This window comes from Phyllobacterium sp. 22229, assembly GCF_052056495.1.
GTDB lineage: Bacteria > Pseudomonadota > Alphaproteobacteria > Rhizobiales > Rhizobiaceae > Phyllobacterium > Phyllobacterium myrsinacearum.
Genome location: NZ_JBQEPA010000028.1, coordinates 43,173 through 62,638, shown reverse-complemented (window position 1 = coordinate 62,638; position 19,466 = coordinate 43,173). Strand labels below are relative to the sequence as shown.

Sequence of the window (19,466 nt, the reverse complement as noted above, 5' to 3'; positions counted from 1 at the left end):
AGTTGCGGAAGACAACCACTGGACTATCTTTCAGATCGAGCTCAACCACGGCGGATGCGACACTCATGCTCCTGAGCTTTTCAGGCTTTGCAGCCTTGATTTCCGGTTTTGGCTCTGCCTTGGCGGGCTGGGGTTTTGGTTCTTCCGCCTTGGCGGGCTTGGCCGGTTCGGCAGCGGGGGCATGGCCCTCGCCTTCGACTTTCAGGCGGATGATCGGCGAACCGATGGCGATCACCTGTCCGATCTCGCCGCCCAGCCAGAGGATTTCACCGTCGACCGGGGATGGAATTTCCACGGTCGCCTTGTCGGTCATGACGGCGGCAAGGATCATGTCCTCGCGCACGAGATCACCGACCTTCACATGCCATTCGACGAGTTCGGCTTCTGCAACGCCTTCACCGACATCCGGCAGCTTGATGACAAATTCACCCATCGTCTGCTCCTACCCTTCCAGCGTTTCGAGGAATGCACGGCCAACGCGCGCGGGACCCGGAAAATAGTCCCACTCCTGCGCATGCGGATAGGGCGTATCCCAGCCCGTCACCCGCGCCACCGGCGCTTCCAGATTGTAGAAACAATGCTGCTGGACCAATGCGGCGAGCTCCGCCCCGAAACCGGAGGTCAGCGTTGCCTCATGCACGATGACGCAGCGGCCCGTCTTGGTGACGGATTCGACGATGGTTTCCAGATCGAGCGGCAGCAGCGTGCGCAGATCGATGATCTCCGCGTCGATGCCGGTCTCCTCGGCGGCGGCTTCCGCCACATAGACCATGGTGCCATAGGCCAGCACGGTCAGCTGCTTGCCCTCGCGGCGCTTGATGGCCTTGCCCAGCGGCACCGTATAGTGCCCGTCCGGCACCTCGCCCAGTTCATGCTTCGACCACGGCGTCACCGGGCGGTCATGATGGCCGTCGAACGGACCGTTATAGAGCCGCTTCGGTTCGAGGAAGATCACCGGATCCGGGTCTTCGATGGATGAAATCAGCAGGCCCTTGGCATCATGCGGATTGGACGGCACGACCACCTTCAGACCGGAAACATGCGTGAACAGCGCTTCCGGGCTCTGGCTGTGGGTCTGGCCGCCGAAAATACCGCCGCCCGCCGGCATGCGGATGACGATCGGCGCGGTAAAGCCGCCATTGGAACGGTAGCGCAGGCGCGCGGCTTCCGAGACGATCTGGTCATAGGCCGGATAGACATAGTCGGCGAACTGGATTTCAACGCAGGGTTTCAGGCCATAGGCCGCCATGCCGATGGCAGCGCCGACGATACCGCCTTCGCTGATCGGGGCATCGAAACAGCGGGTCTTGCCGTATTTGGCCTGCAGCCCGTGGGTGCAGCGGAACACGCCGCCGAAGAAACCGACGTCTTCACCGAACACGACCACGTTGTCGTCGCGTTCCATCATCACATCCATCGCGTCACGGATGGCTTCAATCATTGTCTTACGCGGCATCGCTTACACTCCCGCCTGCTGGCGCTGACGACGCAGATGCGGCGGCATTTCCTCGTAGACACCTTCGAACATGTCGCGCGCCGACGGCTTGCCGCCCGCATGCAGCGTGCCAAAACTTTCGGCTTCCTTCTGGGCGGTGATCACGCTGTCGAGAATTTCCGCTTCCGCCTGGGTGTGGCGCTCCTCCGACCAGACGCCGCGCCCGATCAGATGGTTCTTCAGGCGCATGACGGGATCGCCGAGCGGCCAGGCATCGGATTCGGTCTTCGGCCGGTAGGCGGACGGATCGTCCGAGGTGGAGTGCGCCCCGGCACGGTAGGTGACATATTCGACAACGGTGGGTCCGAGATTGCGCCGCGCCCGCTCGATGGCCCATTTGGCCACGGCGAAAACAGCGAGGTAATCATTGCCGTCGACCCGCAGTGCCGGCATGCCGAAGCCGAGGCCACGCGCGGCGAAAGTCCCGGCACCGCCGCGGGCAATGCCCTGGAAGGTGGAGATTGCCCACTGGTTGTTGACGATGTTGAGGACGACCGGGGCCTTGTAGGTGGAGGCAAAGACCAGCGCGGCGTGGAAATCCGATTCCGCCGTCGATCCGTCGCCGATCCAGCCGGCCGCGATCTTGGTATCCTTCTTGATCGCCGATGCCATGGCCCAGCCGACCGCCTGGATATATTGCGTCGCCAGATTGCCGGAGATCGAGAAGAACCCGTGCTCCTTCGAGGAATACATGATGGGGAGCTGGCGGCCCTTGAGCGGATCTCTTTCGTTGGAATAGATCTGGCACATCATCTCGACCATCGGGTAGCCGCCGGCAATGAGCAGACCGGCCTGACGATAGGTCGGGAAATTCATGTCGCCCGGCGACAGCGCCATGCGGAAGGCGCAGCTCACGGCTTCTTCGCCCAGATGCTGCATGTAGAAGGAGGTTTTGCCCTGCCGCTGGGCGATCTGCATGCGCGCATCGAAGGTGCGCAGCGTCATCATGTGGCGCAGGCCCTCCACCAGCTGGTCATCCGTCAGCTCGCCAGCCCAGGGGCCGACAGCCTCGCCGTCGCGGTTGAGAACACGAATGATTGAAAACGCCAGATCGCGGATTTCCTCCGGATTGGCATCGACGGGCGGGCGGCGCACCGAACCCGCTTCGGGAATGTTCACATTGGAAAAATCAGGCTCGCCGCCGGGACGCACGGCTGGTTCGGGCACGTGCAGGCTTAGTGGACCAAATTCACTCGTGGAATCATCGGGCATTCAGCAGACCTCCCAGTCACGCGATGTTTGCGCACTCTACCATGAAATATTAGGTCAGTAATACTGTCTTATTATTCCGCCTTGCTCCCCGCAAATGCCGGCAAACATCAATATCCGGCGGCAACAACATGAAATCTATGATCATTCCGGCGCGGCTTCGGGACAGAGCCACGGCACTGCGCCGGAAAAAAGCAATTTTGCATCACGGAACACGCGGCGCACATATTCATTCGTTCACGCAGGCATCTGATTTTGTAATCAAATATGCGCTCGCGGCGAAAAAGCCGGGTCAGGCGGCGGCGATGGCCAGTCCGTGGCTGCGCGCATTCTCCCGAATCGCTTCGAGGTAAATCTTGCGCAGGAGCGACTGCATGCCGTCATTGGCCGCGGTCAGGTCGTGCACCATTGCAGGCTTTTCCGGCGCCAGACGTTCCATCATGCGGCGGGTGACCTCCTGTGCCCCGATGGCCAGCTTGCCATTGGCGACATCACGCCAGGCATGCAGCGCGACGCGCAGCGGCTGGTGCGTGCTGTCGGGCAGTCCGGCGGCACTGAACAGCGCGCCGAGGGCTGCATCGCGGCCATCGATCAGAAGATTGCGCACCCGGGCAAGATTATGCCCGGACAGCGCCACCAGAATGGCGCCAAAAAAATCGATCTTGCCGGAGGCAACGATGCGGATGACAAAGGCCGTGGTCAGGTCGCCGCGCAGCTGCAGATGCTCGATCAGCGCCGGATATTGCGCTGGCGGGGTTTCGGCAACCAGACTGATCGAGGCCTTGACGCAGGCTTCGCTGGTGATGCGCCGGGCGCGGCGCTCGCCCATCAGGGCCATGACCATATCCATCTGGCACAGCGCTTCGGCCACCCTGATCGCCAGCGCATGGCGGCAATCGGCGGGCAAACGCTCATCATCGGCGAGCAGCGAACGGATATCGGCGACATGGCCAAGGCGCTCGACCAGACGGCGGAAGCTGATGTCGGCAATCTCGGCGCGGCTGTTGGCCAGCAGGTCGAGAATGGCAACCGGTTCTGCGATCTCGATGAGCGCCGCGCTGACGGCAAAAGACACCTTGGCCCTGCCCGCAATCACCCTCTGGCTTTGCGCACAGCCCCCGGCAATGCAGTCGATCAGGTCGATATCGGTCAGCACGGTCGAGCGCGCCAGCATATAGGCGGCAATTTCCGCCTGGTCGCGCGAAAGGCTGGCGACGATGTGGGCGGGCGCATGGGCGCTTGTCGAAAAAGCTTCGGCCAGGGCAAGCCGCACCTTTGGCGACGGATCATCGAGCAGCAGCGTCAGCGCCGCCTCCGCCGCGCAGCGGTCTTCGAAAGCGCGTCCGGTTTCAAGATAGACATGGGCCAGCGCCCCTGCGGCGTGGCAACGCTGTGCCGCAGAAGCATGTCCGACCATCGCCAGATAATGCTGTATTGTCATGAATTTATACCCCAAGCCCTTATTGCAGCCAAGGCTAGCGGCAAAAGGTTTACGATCGGTTCACCATGTCGATTAACCATGTTGTTTCGGCACCGCGAGAGAACTTTGATCCTTCCCCGTTGCGAACCCGCCGAAGCCGCCCTAGTCTTTCGCCAAAAATCGCATTGAGGAGACACCAGCACATGGCCGGACTGTATCTGGAAGAATTCGAAGTCGGGCACGTGTTCAATCACAGCCTGCGCAAGACCATCACCGAGAGCGACAACATGCTGTTCTCGGTCATGACACTCAACACGCAGCCGCTGCACATCGATTTCGACTTCGCCGCCAAGACCGAATGGGGCAAGCCGCTGGTTAATTCGCTGTTCACGCTCGGCCTGATGATCGGCATTTCCGTCAATGACACCACCATCGGCACAACGATTGCCAATCTGGGCATGACCGACGTGACCTTCCCTGCCCCGCTGTTCCACGGCGATACGGTGCGGGTGGAGACAACGGTGCTTTCAACGCGGCCGTCCCAATCCAAGCCGGATCGCGGCATCGTTGTGTTCGAGCATCGCGCCTACAACCAGAACGGCGTTCTGGTTGCCAAATGCACACGTCAGGCGATGATGAAATCCAGGAGTGCTGCCTGATGCGCTCGCTTTTGTTTGTGCCGGGCGATTCGGAAAAGAAGCTGGAAAAAGGTCTTGCCAGCGGCGCTGATGTGCTGCTGATCGATCTGGAAGATTCGGTCAGCGCCGAGCGCAAGCCCGCTGCCCGGCAGATCGCGGCGGATTTTCTCAAATCGAACCGGGACAAGAATTCACAGCGCCTGTTCGTGCGCATCAACGATCTGGCGAGCGGGCTTGCCGATGCCGACCTCGACGCGGTCATGCCATCGCTGCCGCACGGGATCCTGCTGCCCAAGTCCAACAGCGGCAAGGACGTGACGCGGCTGTCGGCCAAGCTGAACGTGCACGAGGCCCATGCGGGCGCGCCGGAGGGGTCGACGCAGATTCTCGCCATTATCACCGAAACCGCGCTCGGCACCCTGTCGGCGGCCAGTTATCCCGATGCATCGGCACGCCTCATCGGCCTCACCTGGGGCGCGGAAGACCTGTCGGCGGTCATTGGCGCACGTGCGGTGCGCGATGACAACGGGCGCTATACGGATGTTTTCCGGCTGGCGCGGGCGCTGACCGTTCTCGGCGCTTCGGCCGCCGATACCGCTGCCATCGATACGGTCTACATCAACTACAAGGACGATGCCGGGCTTGCCCGCGAATGCGCCGAAGCGGAGCGTGACGGCTTTACCGCCAAGCTCGCCATCCATCCGGCGCAGGTCCCGGTGATCAACGCCGTGTTCACGCCCTCAGCCGAAGCGGTGGCACAGGCGCAAAAGATCATCCGGGCGTTCGCCGACGATCCCGCTGCGGGTGTCATCGGCATTGACGGTCTGATGTTCGACCGCCCGCATCTGCGCCGGGCGGAACGGCTGATGGGACGGGTTGGTGCAGCTTAAGTCGATAAGGGATGCAATTACCCTCCTCTGTCCTGCCGGACATCTCCCCCACAAGGGGGGAGATCAGCTGTCATTGCTGTTTCAGCCAATCTTCAACATTAAGAACAACGCAAAAGCGTTGATGCCAATGTGATCTCCCCCCTTGTGGGGGAGATGGGCGGCAGCCCAGAGGGGGGTATTTTCAATGGTAGGTGCAAGCCCACGCGAACGCCTTCACCCCTCCCACTTCGGCCGGAACATCTGAAACGTTTCCGACACGGTGGCAAAGTCCATATAGCCAAGCCGCGACACCGGCTGCGCCTTGGTCATGTCGACAAGGCCGTTGGTCAGGATCGTCTCGTCGATGTGAACGCCGACGACTTCGCCGGTGACCATCAGTGCCTGCACCGGATTGCCATGGCGGTCGGCGGGGTGACGGATGTCGGTGACGACGCATTCCAGCGTTGCAAAGGCTTCGGCCACGCGCGGCGCACCGATCAGCCGGCAATCGGCGGCATTGAGGCCGGCATAGTCGAACTCGCTGACGCCGCGCGGCGCATTGACCGACGTCTTGTTCATGGCCACCGACAGATTGGCGCTGACGAGATTGGCGGCAAACTCCCGCGTTTCCTCGATGAAGCTGACGCTGTCCTTGCGCCCCTCCGAGGAAAACATGATCAGGCAGGGTTTCGTGCTGATCATGTTGAAGAAGGAATAGGGCGCCAGGTTGATTTTGCCCTCGGCCGAACGGCTGGATATCCAGCCGATGGGACGGGGCGAAACGATCGCCTTCAACGGATCATGCGGCAGGCCGTGGCCGTCCTCGAATTTGTAGAACATCGCGGCTCAGCCCTTCCACGGCCCGGCATATTCGGACAGGATATCCTTCACCTCCGGGCGCGGGCGCTCCGGCACTTTCGTGTCGCAGCTGCCGATATGGACAAAACCGGCCACCCGCTCATGCGGCGCGAGACCGAGCAGCGCCCGGCCCTTCTCATCGGATGAATACCAGTTGCTGATCCAGTTGGTGGCATAGCCAAGCCCGTTGGCCGCGTGGACGAGGTTCATCGCCGCCGCACCGGACGACAGGAACTGTTCCCATTCCGGGATATGATGATCAACCTTGGAGAAGATCACGCCGATCACCAGCGGCGCCCGGGCAAAGCGCTTCAGCTCCTGCTCGCGCCGCTGTTCGGTCAGCGGCCCTTCCCGTTCCTCGGCCAGGTCAGCGAGATATTTGCCGACCTCGACGCGCGCATCGCCGCGGTAAAGGACAAAACGCCAGGGCGTCAGGCGGCCGTGATCGGGCACGCGCGCGGCGATGCGGACCATGGTTTCGATCTCCGCATCGCTTGGACCGGGAAGGCCAATGGCGGAAATCGGGGTTGAGCTGCGCTGCGACAGAAAATCAATGATGGGAGAAGGCATGAAACGGGGTACCAGATGCTGTTTTTCGAATGGGCGGACAATGTCGCGGTTTCACCGGCCGTGTAAAGTCATGATCGCGTGAAAAAGCCTTGAAATTGCCACCGGCTTCGGATCAAAACAGTGCATGGGCATATTCGACACTCAGAAAGCGGGCTTCAGCTCCGGCGCATCCTGGATTTTGCCGGCGGCGCTGGCGGCAACTCTCCTATCAACGGGAGCCTGGGCGCAGGCGCTCGCCCCCGAGATGGCCACGCCCGACGTGGAATTGCCGTCTATCCCCAGCATCAACCAATATGCCAACCCGAAAGCCCCGGCCAACAATCCGCTTGCCACGGAGGCCGAGCTGGTCCTGTCGGCCAAACTGGCGGAGAACGGCGAAAACATCGGCCGCGGCCTCGTCTGGCGCGTGTTCGCGCCGGATGCCGATACGGATGGCAAGCTGCCATTGCTGGCCACGGCCAAGGGCGGCACGACATCGTTCAACCTCGCCCCCGGCAGCTATCTCGTGCATGTGGCCTTCGGCCGGGCGGGCGCCACCAAGCGCATCACCATGACCCGCGCCAAGCGCAACGAGACGATGATTCTCGATGCGGGCGGCGTCAAGCTCAACGCGGTTCTGTCGGGCGGCGCGCGCATTCCGCAGGACCAGCTGCGATTCTCCATCTATGAGGATCACGAGGATGCCAGCGGCGAACGGGCGCTCATCATTCCCGACGTCAAGCCGGAAAGCGTCGTGCGGCTGAATGCCGGGACCTATCAGATCGTCTCCAATTACGGCACGGCCAATGCGGTCATCCGCGCGGATATCCGTGTCGAGGCCGGCAAGATCACCGAGGCCAATGTGGAGCACCGGGCCGCGCAGCTGACGATGAAACTGGTGCGGGAAGCGGGCGGCGAAGCCCTTGCCGATACCGCCTGGTCGGTGCTGACGACCTCGGGCGACATCGTGCGCGAAAGCGTCGGCGCCTTTGCCTCCATCGTCCTGGCGGAAGGCGAATACGTCATCATCGCCAAGAACAAGGACAAGATTTACCAGCGCGATTTCAAGGTCGTTGCCGGGCGCAACCAGGATGTGGAACTTCTGGCGACCAATGGCGCCAGCGCCGCCTCCACCGCCAATCAGCCCGCCAGCGGCGACGATCCGCTGGACTGAGGTTTGACCGGAGCCAGCGCAAACACGGCGTCATACATATAATCCAGCAGGTGCTTGCGGTCGGCCAGCGGCGCCAGTTCCGGCCAGTCCATCGTCCGGCCGATGCGCACGGTGATGGCCTTGCCGGACAGTTTGCGGAATTCGCGGATGAGCAGCGAGATGCGCAGCGTCATCGAAATCTTGCTGGCGAGATGAAAAACCCGGCCATTCTGCCCGCCGAAATAGACCGGAATGACCGACGCCTTGGCCTGCTGCACCAGCTTGGCCGGAAAAATCTTCCAAGGCAGATCCTCCGCCCGGCCAAAGCCCTTGGGCGCCGTGGCAACCCCGCCCGCCGGGAAGACGACGATGGTAACGCCCTCCTTCAACAGGCGTACCGCCTCATGGCGGGTGGCCATGTTCATCGCCACCGCTTCCTTGGTTTCGTCGAAGCAGACCGGCAGCGCATAGGGGCGGATTTCCGGCACCTTCATCAGATCGTTGTTGATGAGCACGCGGAACGGCCGGCCGAGCTGTTCGGCCAGCGCCAGCGCGGCGATGCCGTCGCCGATGCCGAAGGGATGGTTGGCGACGATCACCAGCGGCGTATCGGGTACATGCTGCGGCGGCCACTGGTCCGCAACGTCGAGCCTGATGTTGATGAGGTCCATCATGCGGCAGAACACGTCGATCCCCGCCGGGACGATGTCGGTGCGCCAGGCATTGTAGAGCCGGACATAGTGGTCCCGGCCGGACAGGCCTTCAATCGACCGGATCAGCCATTGGGTGATGCGCGACTGGGTGTCATTGGCGTAGGAGAGTTCTCTGAACTGCACGATCGCATCCCGGCAAATAATGAAACGGCTGAATAGTCACGCAACTCCATGACAACGTGATGAAAGTCACCACGCTGTCACAAAGCAATGGGTGGCATCTGCTAGTGGAACGAATTTGACATTCGCATCCCATTTGACATCACGCGGGGCAGGCGAATGTCAAATTCAAAGTTCCACTAGAATTATATCGTTGCTAGTGGTCCTTCGATTCTGACATTTGCCTGAATGGCTGGTATCAAAGGGGTGCAAATGTCAGAATCGGACCACTAGATTACTTTGTGAACTGGCGCAACAGAGGACACATTTTATGACTCCTTTGCGGCCACATGCCGCCTGTTACGTCACCGCCAAAACTGCTCCCGTGTCGTACTGACGCACAAAGTCGACCCGCGTGCCGTTCCAGTGGTAACAATAGTGCCGTCCCTGGACGGGAATGGGTATCGCGTCCGGCCAGAAGATACCGATGCACCGTTGACCGGGCATTCGAGCGCTGTTCCACAGGAGGCCATCGCTTCCCGCGGCTCGAAGCCCACGTCCCTCAACCTGCGAAGCGGTGTAGTCATGTGGATGAAGAACGTCGGGCACCGCGTTCACGTCGTCCAGTGCCCGGTCCACGCTGCCCACCAGGACACGGAAGTCCGAGGTCCAGCCCGGAGACTGAGGTGTTGAACGCATGAATTCCTGATGGTGGTGTATGGTTTCGGCGACGGCGACTTCTTCACTGTCGCCTGCATAATAGATACCATAGCTTCCGTCCGTGAAGCGGCCCGGCCGCCCTGTGGAGCAATGGACAAAGGGGGCCATGACATAACTGGCGCCGATGCCCGACACGCGACGGTGCGCGGGTACCTTGCCAAGATCGCCCACCTCAAATCGAATGCGCGGATTCGTTTTCGCCTCGACAGCGACCAGCGCCTCCCAGTCGCGCGGATCGGCGATGTCCTCGAACAAATCGATGGGCGGATAGATGGATCGGATAATGCGGTAGGTTTTGGGCCACTGTACCTGGGTTCGGACAGCAAGGCCACTTACCACGCACTGCGCTCCGCATCGAGCCATTCACGCATTACCGCCAGATCAGAAAGCTCGCCTTGCAGCATCACATCGAGCGCTGACTTATCGCCAAAGGCCGTATTGGGCGCTTTAATCCACTCATATCCTCTTGCCGGGTCCTTAAACAGGTGCCGGACGCCCTTATGAATCCCCATCAGATGCGCCATCCGCATTTTCAGGTCTCGATCGACACGTCCCACATTGCCTTCTTTCCAACGCGCCCAGGTGCGGGCCGACAAACCACCGAGCAAGGTGCAGGCTTGTGCGTCGGTGAGTTTCCAGGCGTTGAAGAGGTTCACCGTCGTGCGGGCAAGTGCCCCTGCTTCCACATCGGTGATTTCAGCAGATGATCTGTTGAATGGGGTTGAAGCAATAGGCTGGAGTTGCATGGCACTCTCTCTTTCTGGCATAAAATTAGCATATTATCGCCAATTGGCAAGAGTCATCTTTTCATGCGACCAGATCAAGCGGACGGCTTTTGCAAACGACAATCTCGTTGCACTTCCATTGGATTGTTTTGTGAGAGCGTCGGTCAGATTCAGCTCAAACGCTTCGACACCTGCCATATGCGATTTATGCTTCGTTTTTCCTGATCATGCAGCGCCCATCCACATTGCATTTGTGGAGGCAGTTTATCAGGCGATGTGCATCCCAGGAATCCGCAGAGCTACCGAGGCATACAAGCCCGCCTTGCTCAGCGCTCGCCAAACAGCTGTATTAACCCGGCGCACGCAACGCCATGACAGCGTGATGAAAGTCACCACGCTGTCACAAAGCAATGTGCGGACCTACTCCGCAGCGGCGCGTAGCAGGTCCGGCGGCGTGGCTTCCTCGCCGAGCTGGCGGATCGCATCATCAAGGCTGAGCGACGTCTGGTTCTGCGAACCCAGACGGCGCATGTTCACCGTCCGCTCCTCCGCCTCGCGCATGCCGCAGACGAGAATGACCGGGACCTTCTGCAGGGAATGCTCACGCACCTTGTAGTTGATCTTCTCATTGCGGAAATCGGTGATGACCTGCAGCCCCGCCGCCTTCAGCTCCTTGGCGACCTGCCTGCCGTAATCGTCGGCTTCCGTGGTGATCGTGGCCACCACCACCTGCACCGGCGCAAACCACAGCGGCAGATGACCGGCAAAGTTCTCGATGAGAATGCCGAGGAAGCGCTCCATCGAACCGCAGATGGCGCGGTGGATCATCACCGGCTGCTTCTTTTCCGACGTGGAGTCGATGTAGAAGGCACCGAACCGCTCGGGCAGGTTGAAATCGACCTGCGTCGTGCCGCATTGCCATTCGCGGCCGATGGCGTCCTTCAGCGTGTATTCGAACTTGGGACCGTAGAACGCTCCCTCGCCCGGCAGAATGCCGGTCTTGATGTCGTTCGACTGCTGCTGGATCTGCTCCAGCACACCCATCATCACGCTTTCAGCCCGATCCCACAGCGCATCGGAACCGACACGCTTTTCCGGGCGCGTCGACAGCTTGATGGTGATCTCGTCAAAGCCGAAATCCTTGTAGACGGACAGGATCAGGTCATTGATGCGCAGGCATTCGGCCGCCATCTGTTCGTCCGTGCAGAACACATGCGCATCGTCCTGCGTGAACCCGCGCACGCGCATCAGGCCGTGCAGCGCGCCCGATGGTTCATAGCGGTGCACATTGCCGAATTCCGCAAGCCGCACCGGCAGATCGCGGTAGGATTTCAAGCCATGCTTGAAGATTTGCACGTGGCCCGGACAGTTCATCGGCTTGAGCGCAAAAACACGTTCGTCATCGGTTTCATCGCCGGCGACCGTGACCTTGAACATATTGTCGCGATACCAGCCCCAGTGACCCGACGTCTCCCACAGGGATTTGTCCAGCACCTGCGGCGCATTGACTTCCTGATAGACACCGTCGAGACGGCGGCGCATGTAGCTGACCAGCGTCTGGAACATGCGCCAGCCCTTGGCATGCCAGAACACGACGCCGGGGCCCTCTTCCTGGAAATGGAACAGATCCATTTCGCGGCCGAGCTTGCGGTGATCGCGCTTTTCCGCCTCCTCCAGCACATGCAGGTAGGATTGCAGCTCGGCATCGGTGGCAAAAGCGGTGCCGTAGATGCGGCTGAGCATCGGGTTGTTGCTGTCGCCGCGCCAGTAGGCGCCGGCCACCTTCATCAGCTTGAAGGCATTGCCGATCTGGCCGGTCGAGGCCATGTGCGGGCCGCGGCACAGATCATACCAGTCGCCCTGCGCGTAAATCTTCAGGTCCTGCCCTTCGGGAATGGCATCGACCAGCTCGACCTTGTAGGCCTCGCCCTTGTCGGCAAAAACCTTGCGGGCTTTTTCGCGCGACCAGATTTCCTTGGTGAACGGCCGGTTGCGCGCAATGATCTCGCGCATCTTCTTCTCGATGAGCGGCAGGTCATCGGGCGTGAACGGCTCATTCTTGGCAAAATCGTAATAGAACCCGTTCTCGATCACCGGGCCGATGGTGACCTGGGTGCCCGGAAACAGCTCCTGCACGGCCTCGGCGAGGACATGGGCGCAATCGTGCCGGATCAGCTCGAGCGCACGCGGATCGTCGCGGGTCAGGATTTCAATCTTGCCGGAGTCCTGCAGCGGATCGGACAGATCGCGCACGACGCCGTCGACCGCATAGGCCACGGCCTTCTTGGCCAGGGATTTCGAAATGGATTCGGCAAGTTCCGCACCGGACAGGGCCGCGTCGTAGTCGCGCTTCGAGCCATCGGGGAATTGCATGGATACAGTTTTGGAACCTGTCTGTGACATCAGTTGCTCCTATCCAGTCCCGCCAACAATCGCGGGTGGTGTTTCATGACCGGAACGGCTCCGGCGAGCGGACTTTTATGCGCAGTTTTGCCCGGCGTAAAGTGGCCGTTGCGGAAAAGCGGGTTTTACGGTCAAGGATGAGTGAGGCTATTCCCGGCGCATGCGCACGCCCGGACCACTTGCGGAGGCCCGGCTGTCCTCAAGCAGTTCGACACCGGCGGTGAACAGCGCGCTGCGTGTGGCTTCCAGCGTGTCGATCCTGCCGCGAACGGTTTCTTGGCCTGCCCCCTCGAAATGACGGATCGTGTTGATGCCAACCCCGGCGGCATCGGCAAGGGCTTTCTGGTCCATCCCCGCCAAGGCACGCGCCGCTTTGATCTGGTTTCCTGATACCGACATGCACACTCCAGACACTTTTATTTGGGTTTTACCGCGTGGTGGCGCTGGCACAAATCGGCAACCCTACGTATCGGGATCGAACGCACCACTATATAGATAACAATAGTAAACTAAAGATATCTATTGTTTTATAAAGATATTCATATATAAAGGCAGATATCTTTCAGGAGTTATCGTGGCCCGCCCAAAGCCCCAGAGCGCTATTCGCTTTCCTCTCTCTTCGGTTTTCGGAACCGAAGCCAACGTCAGGGTCGTGCGTGAACTGTCACGCCATGGCGGTCAACTGGATGCATCCACTCTCGTCAAGAGAACAAAACTGACGCTGCCTTCGGTGCTCAATGCGCTTTCCATTCTCGTCGCGTTCGGCATACTTGACGAAGTGGGCAGTGGACGCACTCGGCTTTTCAGCATGAGCCGAACATCGCCGCTCAACACGTCCATTCTGTCTCTCTTCGACGCAGAAGAGGCACGCTTCAATGCTGTTATCGATGCTGTAAGAGAGTGCGTAGCCTCACTCGGCAACAAAGTGATAGCGGCATGGATTTATGGCAGTGTCGCCCGGGGAGAAGATCGTGCGGAAAGCGATCTTGATATCGTCCTTATCGCTCAAGACGCCGATGTTTCGTCTGTGCAAAGCGGGAGCGTCGATTTTCTATTGGCTAGAGGTGAGGACCTATCGTTCTCACCATCGGTCAATACGCTTTCACGCGCCGATCTTAGACGATTAATGGGAAACAATGATCCGTTGTGGCAAGCACTTGCGGCCGATGCTTTGGTGGTCAGCGGTCCGCGCCCCACATCCATCTTTCAAGCAATTCCTGATAAGGCAATTCCAACGTGACAAGAAGCGGCTCCACGAAAGCAGTTGACGCCAGCCACGGCTTGAATCGCCTGACGATCGCTAGAGCATTTTTGGAATCTGCGCAAAATCAGGTGGCCATAGCGCAATCCGGCACCCTGGGAAACCCGATCGCCGCGACGATCGTCAATGCGGCAATCGCCTATACGGATGCCTTGACTGCAACCTTTGGAAGCAAGATAAACCAGCAGGACCATTCGGCTATGGTGAAGACCCTGCGTCAGGTTATGGGTAATCGCCTACCAAAGGCCCAAGAAACGAGATTGGCCCGAATACTCGGGAATAAGGACTTGGCCCAATATGGCGGGCGTTTCATGCTGCTCTCTGACGCCCAGTCACTGCTGACCCAACTCGAAGAATACGCCGCATGGGCCGAATCCGAGATGACCCGCGCCTAATCGGCACCCGGGTGGCGTTAGACCAATGCTGACAACCCATTCTATCTATTTTTGCTCACACCCCAATACCGCCAGGGCATGTACCAGACGAAACGCTTGTCCAGCGTTGCCGGTACCGGATCAAGGCCGCTGGTGCCGCCCGGCCCGCAGCGCACGAACCGGAACAGGCCCATCCACCCGCCGGTCCACAGGCCATGGCGGGCGATGGATTCATAGGCATATTCGGAACAGGTGGGCAGGTGGCGGCAGGAATTGCCGATGAAACCCGACAGCGTCAGCTGGTACAGCCGGACGAACGCCGTGCCGAACAGTCGCCCCGGCGTCTTGCGCCACGGCCCGCTCCAGTTGCGGGAATATTTTTTGCCCGCCGCAGGCGGATGGTGGTGAGCCGGGTCAGCGCACATCGGCGGTTCAGGCGGCCGCTTCGGCGTTTTTCTTCTCGATCTGGTCGAGGCAATCCACCACCGCCTCGAAGGTCAGCATGGTGGAATTGTGCCGGGCCTTGTAGTCGCGCACCGGTTCGAGGAATTTCAGGTCGTCAAAACGGCCTTCCGGCGGCGCGCCATTCTCTTTCAGCATTTTGAACATGGCATCGCGCACCGCGCGCAATTCCCCGCCGGTGGCGCCGATCACATGCCGCGCCATGATCGACGAGGATGCCTGCCCGAGCGCGCAGGCTTTGACGTCGTGGGCGAAATCCGTCACCACGCCGTCCTTCATCGTGAGATCGACGATCACGGTCGATCCGCACAGCTTCGAATGGGCCTTTGCCGTCGCATCGGGATTGTCCAGACGGCCGAGGCGCTGGATGTTTCCGGCAAACTCCAGAATGCGCGTGTTGTAGACATCATTGATCATAATGAGCTTCCACTGGTGGCACGGCCCGAAGCGAAGCGCAAACAGACAATTGTCTATCGCTTAGGCCCTATGAATCCCAAATTCACTCTCTATATAGTATGTGAGCGGGCGAGCACAAAGCGCCATGGCGTAAATTCTGCGCCAGTGGTAGATGTAATGGCCCAGGTTCAAGCCTCAGGGCCAAGCCGGCTTCAATACACCACGTATTCGTTTCGCAACGACTATCGTGTATTGCCGTTTAACTCGTCGCTCCATCGAGGGCGACTACGGGAGATCGCGATGGATGCGGTAATCAAAAGTTTGCAGTCACCGACTGGCAATCAGAATAATCTACGGCGCCCGACCCAGGAAGAAGCGGAAGCCGCCGTTCGCACGCTGCTGCTCTGGGCTGGCGACAATCCGGACCGCGAAGGCCTGCTCGACACGCCGCAGCGCGTGGCAAAAGCCTATAAGGAACTGTTTTCGGGTTATCATGAAGACCCGGAAGAGGTGCTCGGACGCACCTTTGAAGAAGTTGCCGGCTATGACGACATCGTCTTCATCAAGGACATACCGTTCTTTTCGCACTGCGAGCATCACATGGTGCCCATCATCGGCAAGGCGCATGTCGCCTATCTGCCCGATGGCGAGAAAGTGGTCGGCCTGTCAAAGATCGCCCGCGTTGTGCATATCTATGCCCGCCGCCTGCAGACGCAGGAGAGCATGACCGCCCAGATCGCCAACGCGATCCAGGGAGCGCTGCGCCCGCGCGGCGTGGCCATCATGATCGAGGCCGAGCATATGTGCATGGCCATGCGCGGCATCCGCGTGTCCGGTTCGACGACGACCACCACCACCTTTACCGGTGCCTTCAAGGGTGACGTCAACGAACAGGTCCGCTTCATGACCCTCGTCAAGGGTCGCTAGTGGTCCGATTCTGACATTCGCATGTTGCGCGTGATGTGAAATGGGATGCGAATGTCAAATTCGTTCCACTAAACCAGTCTTTTCCAGAATTGGCAGTCATGTCCAACAGTTCCTTTTCACCGGCCCTCGCCGACAAACATGCAAACGAGGAAGGCGCGGTGTTCGCACCGCGCTTCGATGCCGCCGGTCTCGTCACCACCGTCGTCACCGATGCGCGTGACGGCCATCTGCTGATGGTCGCGCACATGAACGCGGAGGCATTGCGCCTGACGCTGGAGACCGGCATTGCGCACTACTGGTCGCGGTCGCGCCAGTCGCTGTGGAAGAAGGGCGAAACCTCCGGAAATCTGCAGACCGTCGTCAGAATGCGCACCGATTGCGATCAGGACGCGCTTTGGCTGGAGGTAACGGTGGCTGGAAACGGCCCGACGTGCCATACTGGCCGCCGATCATGTTTCTACCGTCAGGTCATCAGCGAAAATGGCACATCCCACCTGGTCATGACACCGGAGGCGTAGCACGTTTCTGCTCTCCGGCGCCCTGTACTCCCCTGTCTCATTTTTGATTGGTTGGCTAAGCGGCCATAATTCCGCAATATTCATCCTTTGGATACCAAAGTGAGGGGATAATGTGCGAATACGACTTTAGGAGTGCATGCCATGCTCGAATGGGCATCGCGACGGCTACGTGCGGCAGAACCGATTGGCGTTACGAACGGTCCTGAAACACCTGTCATGGACCCGTCCCCCCACAGTGACAAGAGAGCCCCGATTGCGCTGGCCCTGGGCGGCGGCGCGGCGCGCGGCTGGGCGCATATCGGCGTGCTGCGCGCGCTCGACGAGGCTGGCATCGAGATTTCGATGATTGCGGGCACCTCGATCGGCGCCCTCGTCGGCGGCTGCTATCTCGGCGGCAAGCTCGACCAGCTGGAGGAATTCGCACGCAGCCTGACCAAGCGCGGCATTTTCTCGCTGCTGGACCTGCGGTTTGGCGGCAGCGGCCTGTTCGGCGGCATGAAGCTTGACAAGCGCCTGCGCGATCATCTCTCCGAGCTTTCCATCGAAGACCTGCCAAAGCCGTTCATCGCGGTGTGCACGGAAATCAATACCGGCCACGAAATCTGGCTGACGCGCGGCAATCTGATCACCGCCATGCGCGCATCCTATGCCCTGCCCGGCGTGTTCGAGCCGGTTGAATGCAACGGCCGCATCCTGGTGGACGGTGCGCTGGTCAATCCGGTACCGGTTTCCGTCTGCCGTTCCTACGAACAACCGCTGGTGGTGGCGGTGAACCTGCATTACGACCAGTTCGGCCGTGCCGCTGTCATCAAGCATTCCGCTGGAGCACCGCTTGCCGCCGATGCGGAACGCGAGGGCGCGGTGGCGCATTTCCGTGCGGCGCGGGCCACGCGGCTTGGCATTACCGGCGTGATGATGGAATCGTTCAACATCATTCAGGACCGGATTTCCCGCGCCCGCATGGCCGGCGATCCGCCTGACATCGCGCTGCTGCCGAAAATCGGCCATGTGGGGCTTGCCGAGTTTCACCGCGCCGACGAGGCGATCAAACTCGGCTATGAGGAAACCATGGCCCGGCTCGGTGAGCTCGAGCGCATGCAGAAGGTCGTGTTCTGACCCGATCTGTCAGCGCAACCGCTTCAGGCGGTTGCGATGTAACTGCGAATTTCCTGGGACTCGCGCTCCACTTCCTCGATGCGCAGCTTGACCACGTCGCCGATGGACACGATGCCGTGCAACCGGCCATCCTTCTCGACCGGCAGGTGGCGGAAGCGGCCGCGGGTCATCATTTCCATGACCTGGTTGACCGTATGCCTTTCCGTGCACACGCTGACCTTGATGGTCATGATTTCGGAAACGGGACGCCAGAGCACATCGGCGCCATCGGCAGCAATGGCGCGCACGACGTCGCGCTCGGAGAGAATGCCCTTGATGGCCTTCTTGTCATCGACGATGACAATGGCGCCGATCTTATGCTTTGCAAGTGCGGCGACCGCGTCGCCAAGGGTCGTTTCCGGTGCTGCACTAAAAACGTCGTAGCCTTTGCGTTCCAGTATCATTTTGACTGTCATGTACGTCCTCCTTGCACATAAGTCCTAACGCTGACCGCCGCGATCCTCCTTTATCCCGCCGGTCAATGCGCCATGGTGCGCGTATGTTGCCGCCAATGCAACAGCTTTGCAATCATACCAGCAATTCAGCGCCGGTCGCTGCGGTCAAACAGGGCAATGCCCAGAAAACCAATGAGAAAGCCGCCAATGTGCGCCTCCCAGGCAATGGTGGCGGACTCCCCCGGCACCACGGCGAAGAGGCCGGTGCCGATATTGGTGATGAACCAGACGGCGACGAAAACAAGAACGGTGCGGGTTTGCAGCGCGACGGCAATCGGCAGGATCGGCCCGGTAAAGGCTGCGGAATTGCGCTGGGTGGAACGGCGGAAACCGAAACGCGCGGCCGCCCCCATCATGCCGGATATGGCGCCGGAAGCACCGACCAGGGGAATTTGACTGTCGGGGTAAATGGCAAAATGCATCATGACGGCGGCAACCGCGGTGACGATCCAGAACAGCGAGGTGCGCAGCGGCCCGATGCGCGCCGCCAGCGGCGAGCCGAAGGCGGCAAGCCAGACCATGTTCAGCGCTATATGGGCAAAACTGCCATGCATGAAGGAATAGGTGATGGCGGTCAGCCAGGCGGCGGGCGAATGCCATCCGCCGAACTGGGAAAACCGGGCGGGAATGAAGGCGTAGTCGAGCAGGAAATTATTGTCCTGCGCCTCGGTCAGCACGTAGTTTTCAACCAGAAACACCGCGGCGCAGATCGCGAATATGGCGAGGATCACGCCGGGAATGTTGAAGATCGGCTCGCGGGCCGGTGCTTGATCAGGGGTGCTCATAGGTCAGTCATTCTTCCCGCAGCCGATTCATGGAAACTGTGCTTAGCAGCAAACTCTCCAAACAAAAATAAGGCCGTTCAATGATGTTGAACGGCCTCAAGCTGGATACATGAACATAGAACTCTACTCGCCCCCCTTATCGCATACCGGCAGCACAGGCTCAATCTAAACCATTTGTTAACCTTAATCGCTCCCTGCGGTGGACGCCGCCGCTTCGCCAATGGCGCTTCCCGGCCGCCGGTGCCAAAGTGCCGGCATTACCAAAGCCTGCGATACTGGATG

The 19,466-nt window shown here is 60.2% G+C and carries 23 protein-coding genes; 8 read left to right on the top strand and 15 right to left on the bottom strand.

Annotated features, from left to right (window positions below; translation table 11 throughout):
- The 4 genes from ACTJJ7_RS25260 to ACTJJ7_RS25245 all read right to left on the bottom strand — a co-directional run.
- Positions 1-433, bottom strand: a 433-nt coding sequence (locus ACTJJ7_RS25260) for a biotin/lipoyl-containing protein (protein WP_440969201.1), incomplete at its 3' end; no start/stop codon positions are given.
- A 9-nt stretch (positions 434-442) separates the two neighbouring features.
- Positions 443-1,456, bottom strand: coding sequence for an alpha-ketoacid dehydrogenase subunit beta (locus ACTJJ7_RS25255; protein ID WP_105732971.1), 1,014 nt, complete (start codon positions 1,454-1,456; stop codon positions 443-445).
- 3 nt (positions 1,457-1,459) lie between these two features.
- Positions 1,460-2,707 (bottom strand): 3-methyl-2-oxobutanoate dehydrogenase (2-methylpropanoyl-transferring) subunit alpha, encoded by a 1,248-nt coding sequence (locus tag ACTJJ7_RS25250; protein ID WP_105732972.1) that lies wholly within the window; start codon positions 2,705-2,707, stop codon positions 1,460-1,462.
- Positions 2,708-2,996: 289 nt separating this feature from the next.
- Entirely contained in the window at positions 2,997-4,145 is a 1,149-nt protein-coding gene (locus ACTJJ7_RS25245; RefSeq protein WP_440969200.1) for a DUF2336 domain-containing protein, read from the bottom strand.
- A 182-nt stretch (positions 4,146-4,327) separates the two neighbouring features.
- Here ACTJJ7_RS25245 and ACTJJ7_RS25240 point away from each other — a divergent pair, with 182 nt between their 5' ends.
- Positions 4,328-4,783, top strand: coding sequence for a MaoC family dehydratase (locus ACTJJ7_RS25240; protein WP_130269227.1), 456 nt, complete (start codon positions 4,328-4,330; stop codon positions 4,781-4,783).
- Entirely contained in the window at positions 4,783-5,652 is an 870-nt protein-coding gene (locus ACTJJ7_RS25235) for an HpcH/HpaI aldolase/citrate lyase family protein (RefSeq protein ID WP_440969199.1), read from the top strand. The genes ACTJJ7_RS25240 and ACTJJ7_RS25235 overlap by 1 nt, the downstream gene beginning before the upstream one ends.
- 213 nt (positions 5,653-5,865) lie before the next feature.
- Here ACTJJ7_RS25235 and ACTJJ7_RS25230 read toward each other — a convergent pair whose 3' ends face one another.
- Both ACTJJ7_RS25230 and ACTJJ7_RS25225 read right to left on the bottom strand, forming a co-directional pair.
- Positions 5,866-6,471: a flavin reductase family protein gene (locus ACTJJ7_RS25230; RefSeq protein WP_130269225.1), complete on the bottom strand. Its 606-nt coding sequence runs from the start codon at positions 6,469-6,471 to the stop codon at positions 5,866-5,868.
- A 6-nt stretch (positions 6,472-6,477) separates the two neighbouring features.
- Positions 6,478-7,059, bottom strand: coding sequence for a nitroreductase family protein (locus ACTJJ7_RS25225; RefSeq protein WP_130269224.1), 582 nt, complete (start codon positions 7,057-7,059; stop codon positions 6,478-6,480).
- Positions 7,060-7,183: 124 nt separating this feature from the next.
- Here ACTJJ7_RS25225 and ACTJJ7_RS25220 point away from each other — a divergent pair, with 124 nt between their 5' ends.
- Entirely contained in the window at positions 7,184-8,212 is a 1,029-nt protein-coding gene (locus ACTJJ7_RS25220; protein ID WP_440969198.1) for a hypothetical protein, read from the top strand.
- Here ACTJJ7_RS25220 and ACTJJ7_RS25215 read toward each other — a convergent pair.
- From ACTJJ7_RS25215 to ACTJJ7_RS25195, 5 genes are all read right to left on the bottom strand, one after another.
- Complete coding sequence (locus ACTJJ7_RS25215; protein ID WP_105732978.1) at positions 8,179-9,027, bottom strand: lysophospholipid acyltransferase family protein; 849 nt, start codon at positions 9,025-9,027, stop codon at positions 8,179-8,181. The two genes, ACTJJ7_RS25220 and ACTJJ7_RS25215, sit on opposite strands and share 34 nt — an antisense overlap.
- 336 nt (positions 9,028-9,363) lie before the next feature.
- Positions 9,364-10,062: an RES family NAD+ phosphorylase gene (locus tag ACTJJ7_RS25210; RefSeq protein ID WP_440969197.1), complete on the bottom strand. Its 699-nt coding sequence runs from the start codon at positions 10,060-10,062 to the stop codon at positions 9,364-9,366.
- Positions 10,056-10,469 carry an MbcA/ParS/Xre antitoxin family protein gene (locus ACTJJ7_RS25205; protein ID WP_440969196.1) on the bottom strand — a complete coding sequence of 138 codons (414 nt, stop codon included), beginning with the start codon at positions 10,467-10,469 and terminating at the stop codon, positions 10,056-10,058. Before ACTJJ7_RS25205 ends, ACTJJ7_RS25210 begins: the two co-directional genes overlap by 7 nt.
- 399 nt (positions 10,470-10,868) lie before the next feature.
- Positions 10,869-12,851 (bottom strand): threonine--tRNA ligase, encoded by a 1,983-nt coding sequence (gene thrS, locus ACTJJ7_RS25200; RefSeq protein WP_440969195.1) that lies wholly within the window; start codon positions 12,849-12,851, stop codon positions 10,869-10,871.
- A gap of 147 nt (positions 12,852-12,998) precedes the next feature.
- A complete protein-coding gene (locus ACTJJ7_RS25195; protein ID WP_440969194.1) occupies positions 12,999-13,250 on the bottom strand; it encodes a hypothetical protein in 252 nt (83 codons plus the stop codon).
- Positions 13,251-13,425: 175 nt separating this feature from the next.
- Between ACTJJ7_RS25195 and ACTJJ7_RS25190 the strand changes: the two genes are divergently transcribed.
- Together ACTJJ7_RS25190 and ACTJJ7_RS25185 are read left to right on the top strand one after the other, a co-directional pair.
- A complete protein-coding gene (locus ACTJJ7_RS25190; RefSeq protein WP_440969193.1) occupies positions 13,426-14,091 on the top strand; it encodes a nucleotidyltransferase domain-containing protein in 666 nt (221 codons plus the stop codon).
- A complete protein-coding gene (locus ACTJJ7_RS25185) occupies positions 14,088-14,507 on the top strand; it encodes a hypothetical protein (RefSeq protein WP_440969192.1) in 420 nt (139 codons plus the stop codon). Before ACTJJ7_RS25190 ends, ACTJJ7_RS25185 begins: the two co-directional genes overlap by 4 nt.
- 41 nt (positions 14,508-14,548) lie before the next feature.
- Here ACTJJ7_RS25185 and yidD read toward each other — a convergent pair whose 3' ends face one another.
- Positions 14,549-14,911 (bottom strand): membrane protein insertion efficiency factor YidD, encoded by a 363-nt coding sequence (gene yidD, locus ACTJJ7_RS25180; protein WP_440969191.1) that lies wholly within the window; start codon positions 14,909-14,911, stop codon positions 14,549-14,551.
- A 7-nt stretch (positions 14,912-14,918) separates the two neighbouring features.
- The gene (locus tag ACTJJ7_RS25175) at positions 14,919-15,365 is read right to left on the bottom strand and encodes an iron-sulfur cluster assembly scaffold protein (protein ID WP_105732985.1); all 447 of its coding nucleotides are present in this window, start codon (positions 15,363-15,365) and stop codon (positions 14,919-14,921) included.
- A gap of 279 nt (positions 15,366-15,644) precedes the next feature.
- On the opposite strand from ACTJJ7_RS25175, the gene folE reads away from it, so the two are divergent.
- The 3 genes from folE (at position 15,645) to ACTJJ7_RS25160 (ending at position 17,905) form a co-directional block, all read left to right on the top strand.
- Positions 15,645-16,271 (top strand): GTP cyclohydrolase I FolE, encoded by a 627-nt coding sequence (gene folE, locus ACTJJ7_RS25170; RefSeq protein ID WP_440969190.1) that lies wholly within the window; start codon positions 15,645-15,647, stop codon positions 16,269-16,271.
- Positions 16,272-16,369: 98 nt separating this feature from the next.
- Complete coding sequence (gene hisI / locus ACTJJ7_RS25165) at positions 16,370-16,789, top strand: phosphoribosyl-AMP cyclohydrolase (protein WP_105733160.1); 420 nt, start codon at positions 16,370-16,372, stop codon at positions 16,787-16,789.
- 141 nt (positions 16,790-16,930) lie between these two features.
- Positions 16,931-17,905, top strand: a complete 975-nt coding sequence (locus ACTJJ7_RS25160; RefSeq protein WP_165401815.1) for a patatin family protein — start codon at positions 16,931-16,933, stop codon at positions 17,903-17,905.
- Between the two features lie 23 nt (positions 17,906-17,928).
- Here ACTJJ7_RS25160 and ACTJJ7_RS25155 read toward each other — a convergent pair whose 3' ends face one another.
- A complete protein-coding gene (locus ACTJJ7_RS25155) occupies positions 17,929-18,360 on the bottom strand; it encodes a CBS domain-containing protein (protein ID WP_130269220.1) in 432 nt (143 codons plus the stop codon).
- Between the two features lie 125 nt (positions 18,361-18,485).
- The gene (locus ACTJJ7_RS25150) at positions 18,486-19,184 is read right to left on the bottom strand and encodes a rhomboid family intramembrane serine protease (protein ID WP_440969189.1); all 699 of its coding nucleotides are present in this window, start codon (positions 19,182-19,184) and stop codon (positions 18,486-18,488) included.
- Positions 19,185-19,466 lie beyond the last annotated feature (282 nt).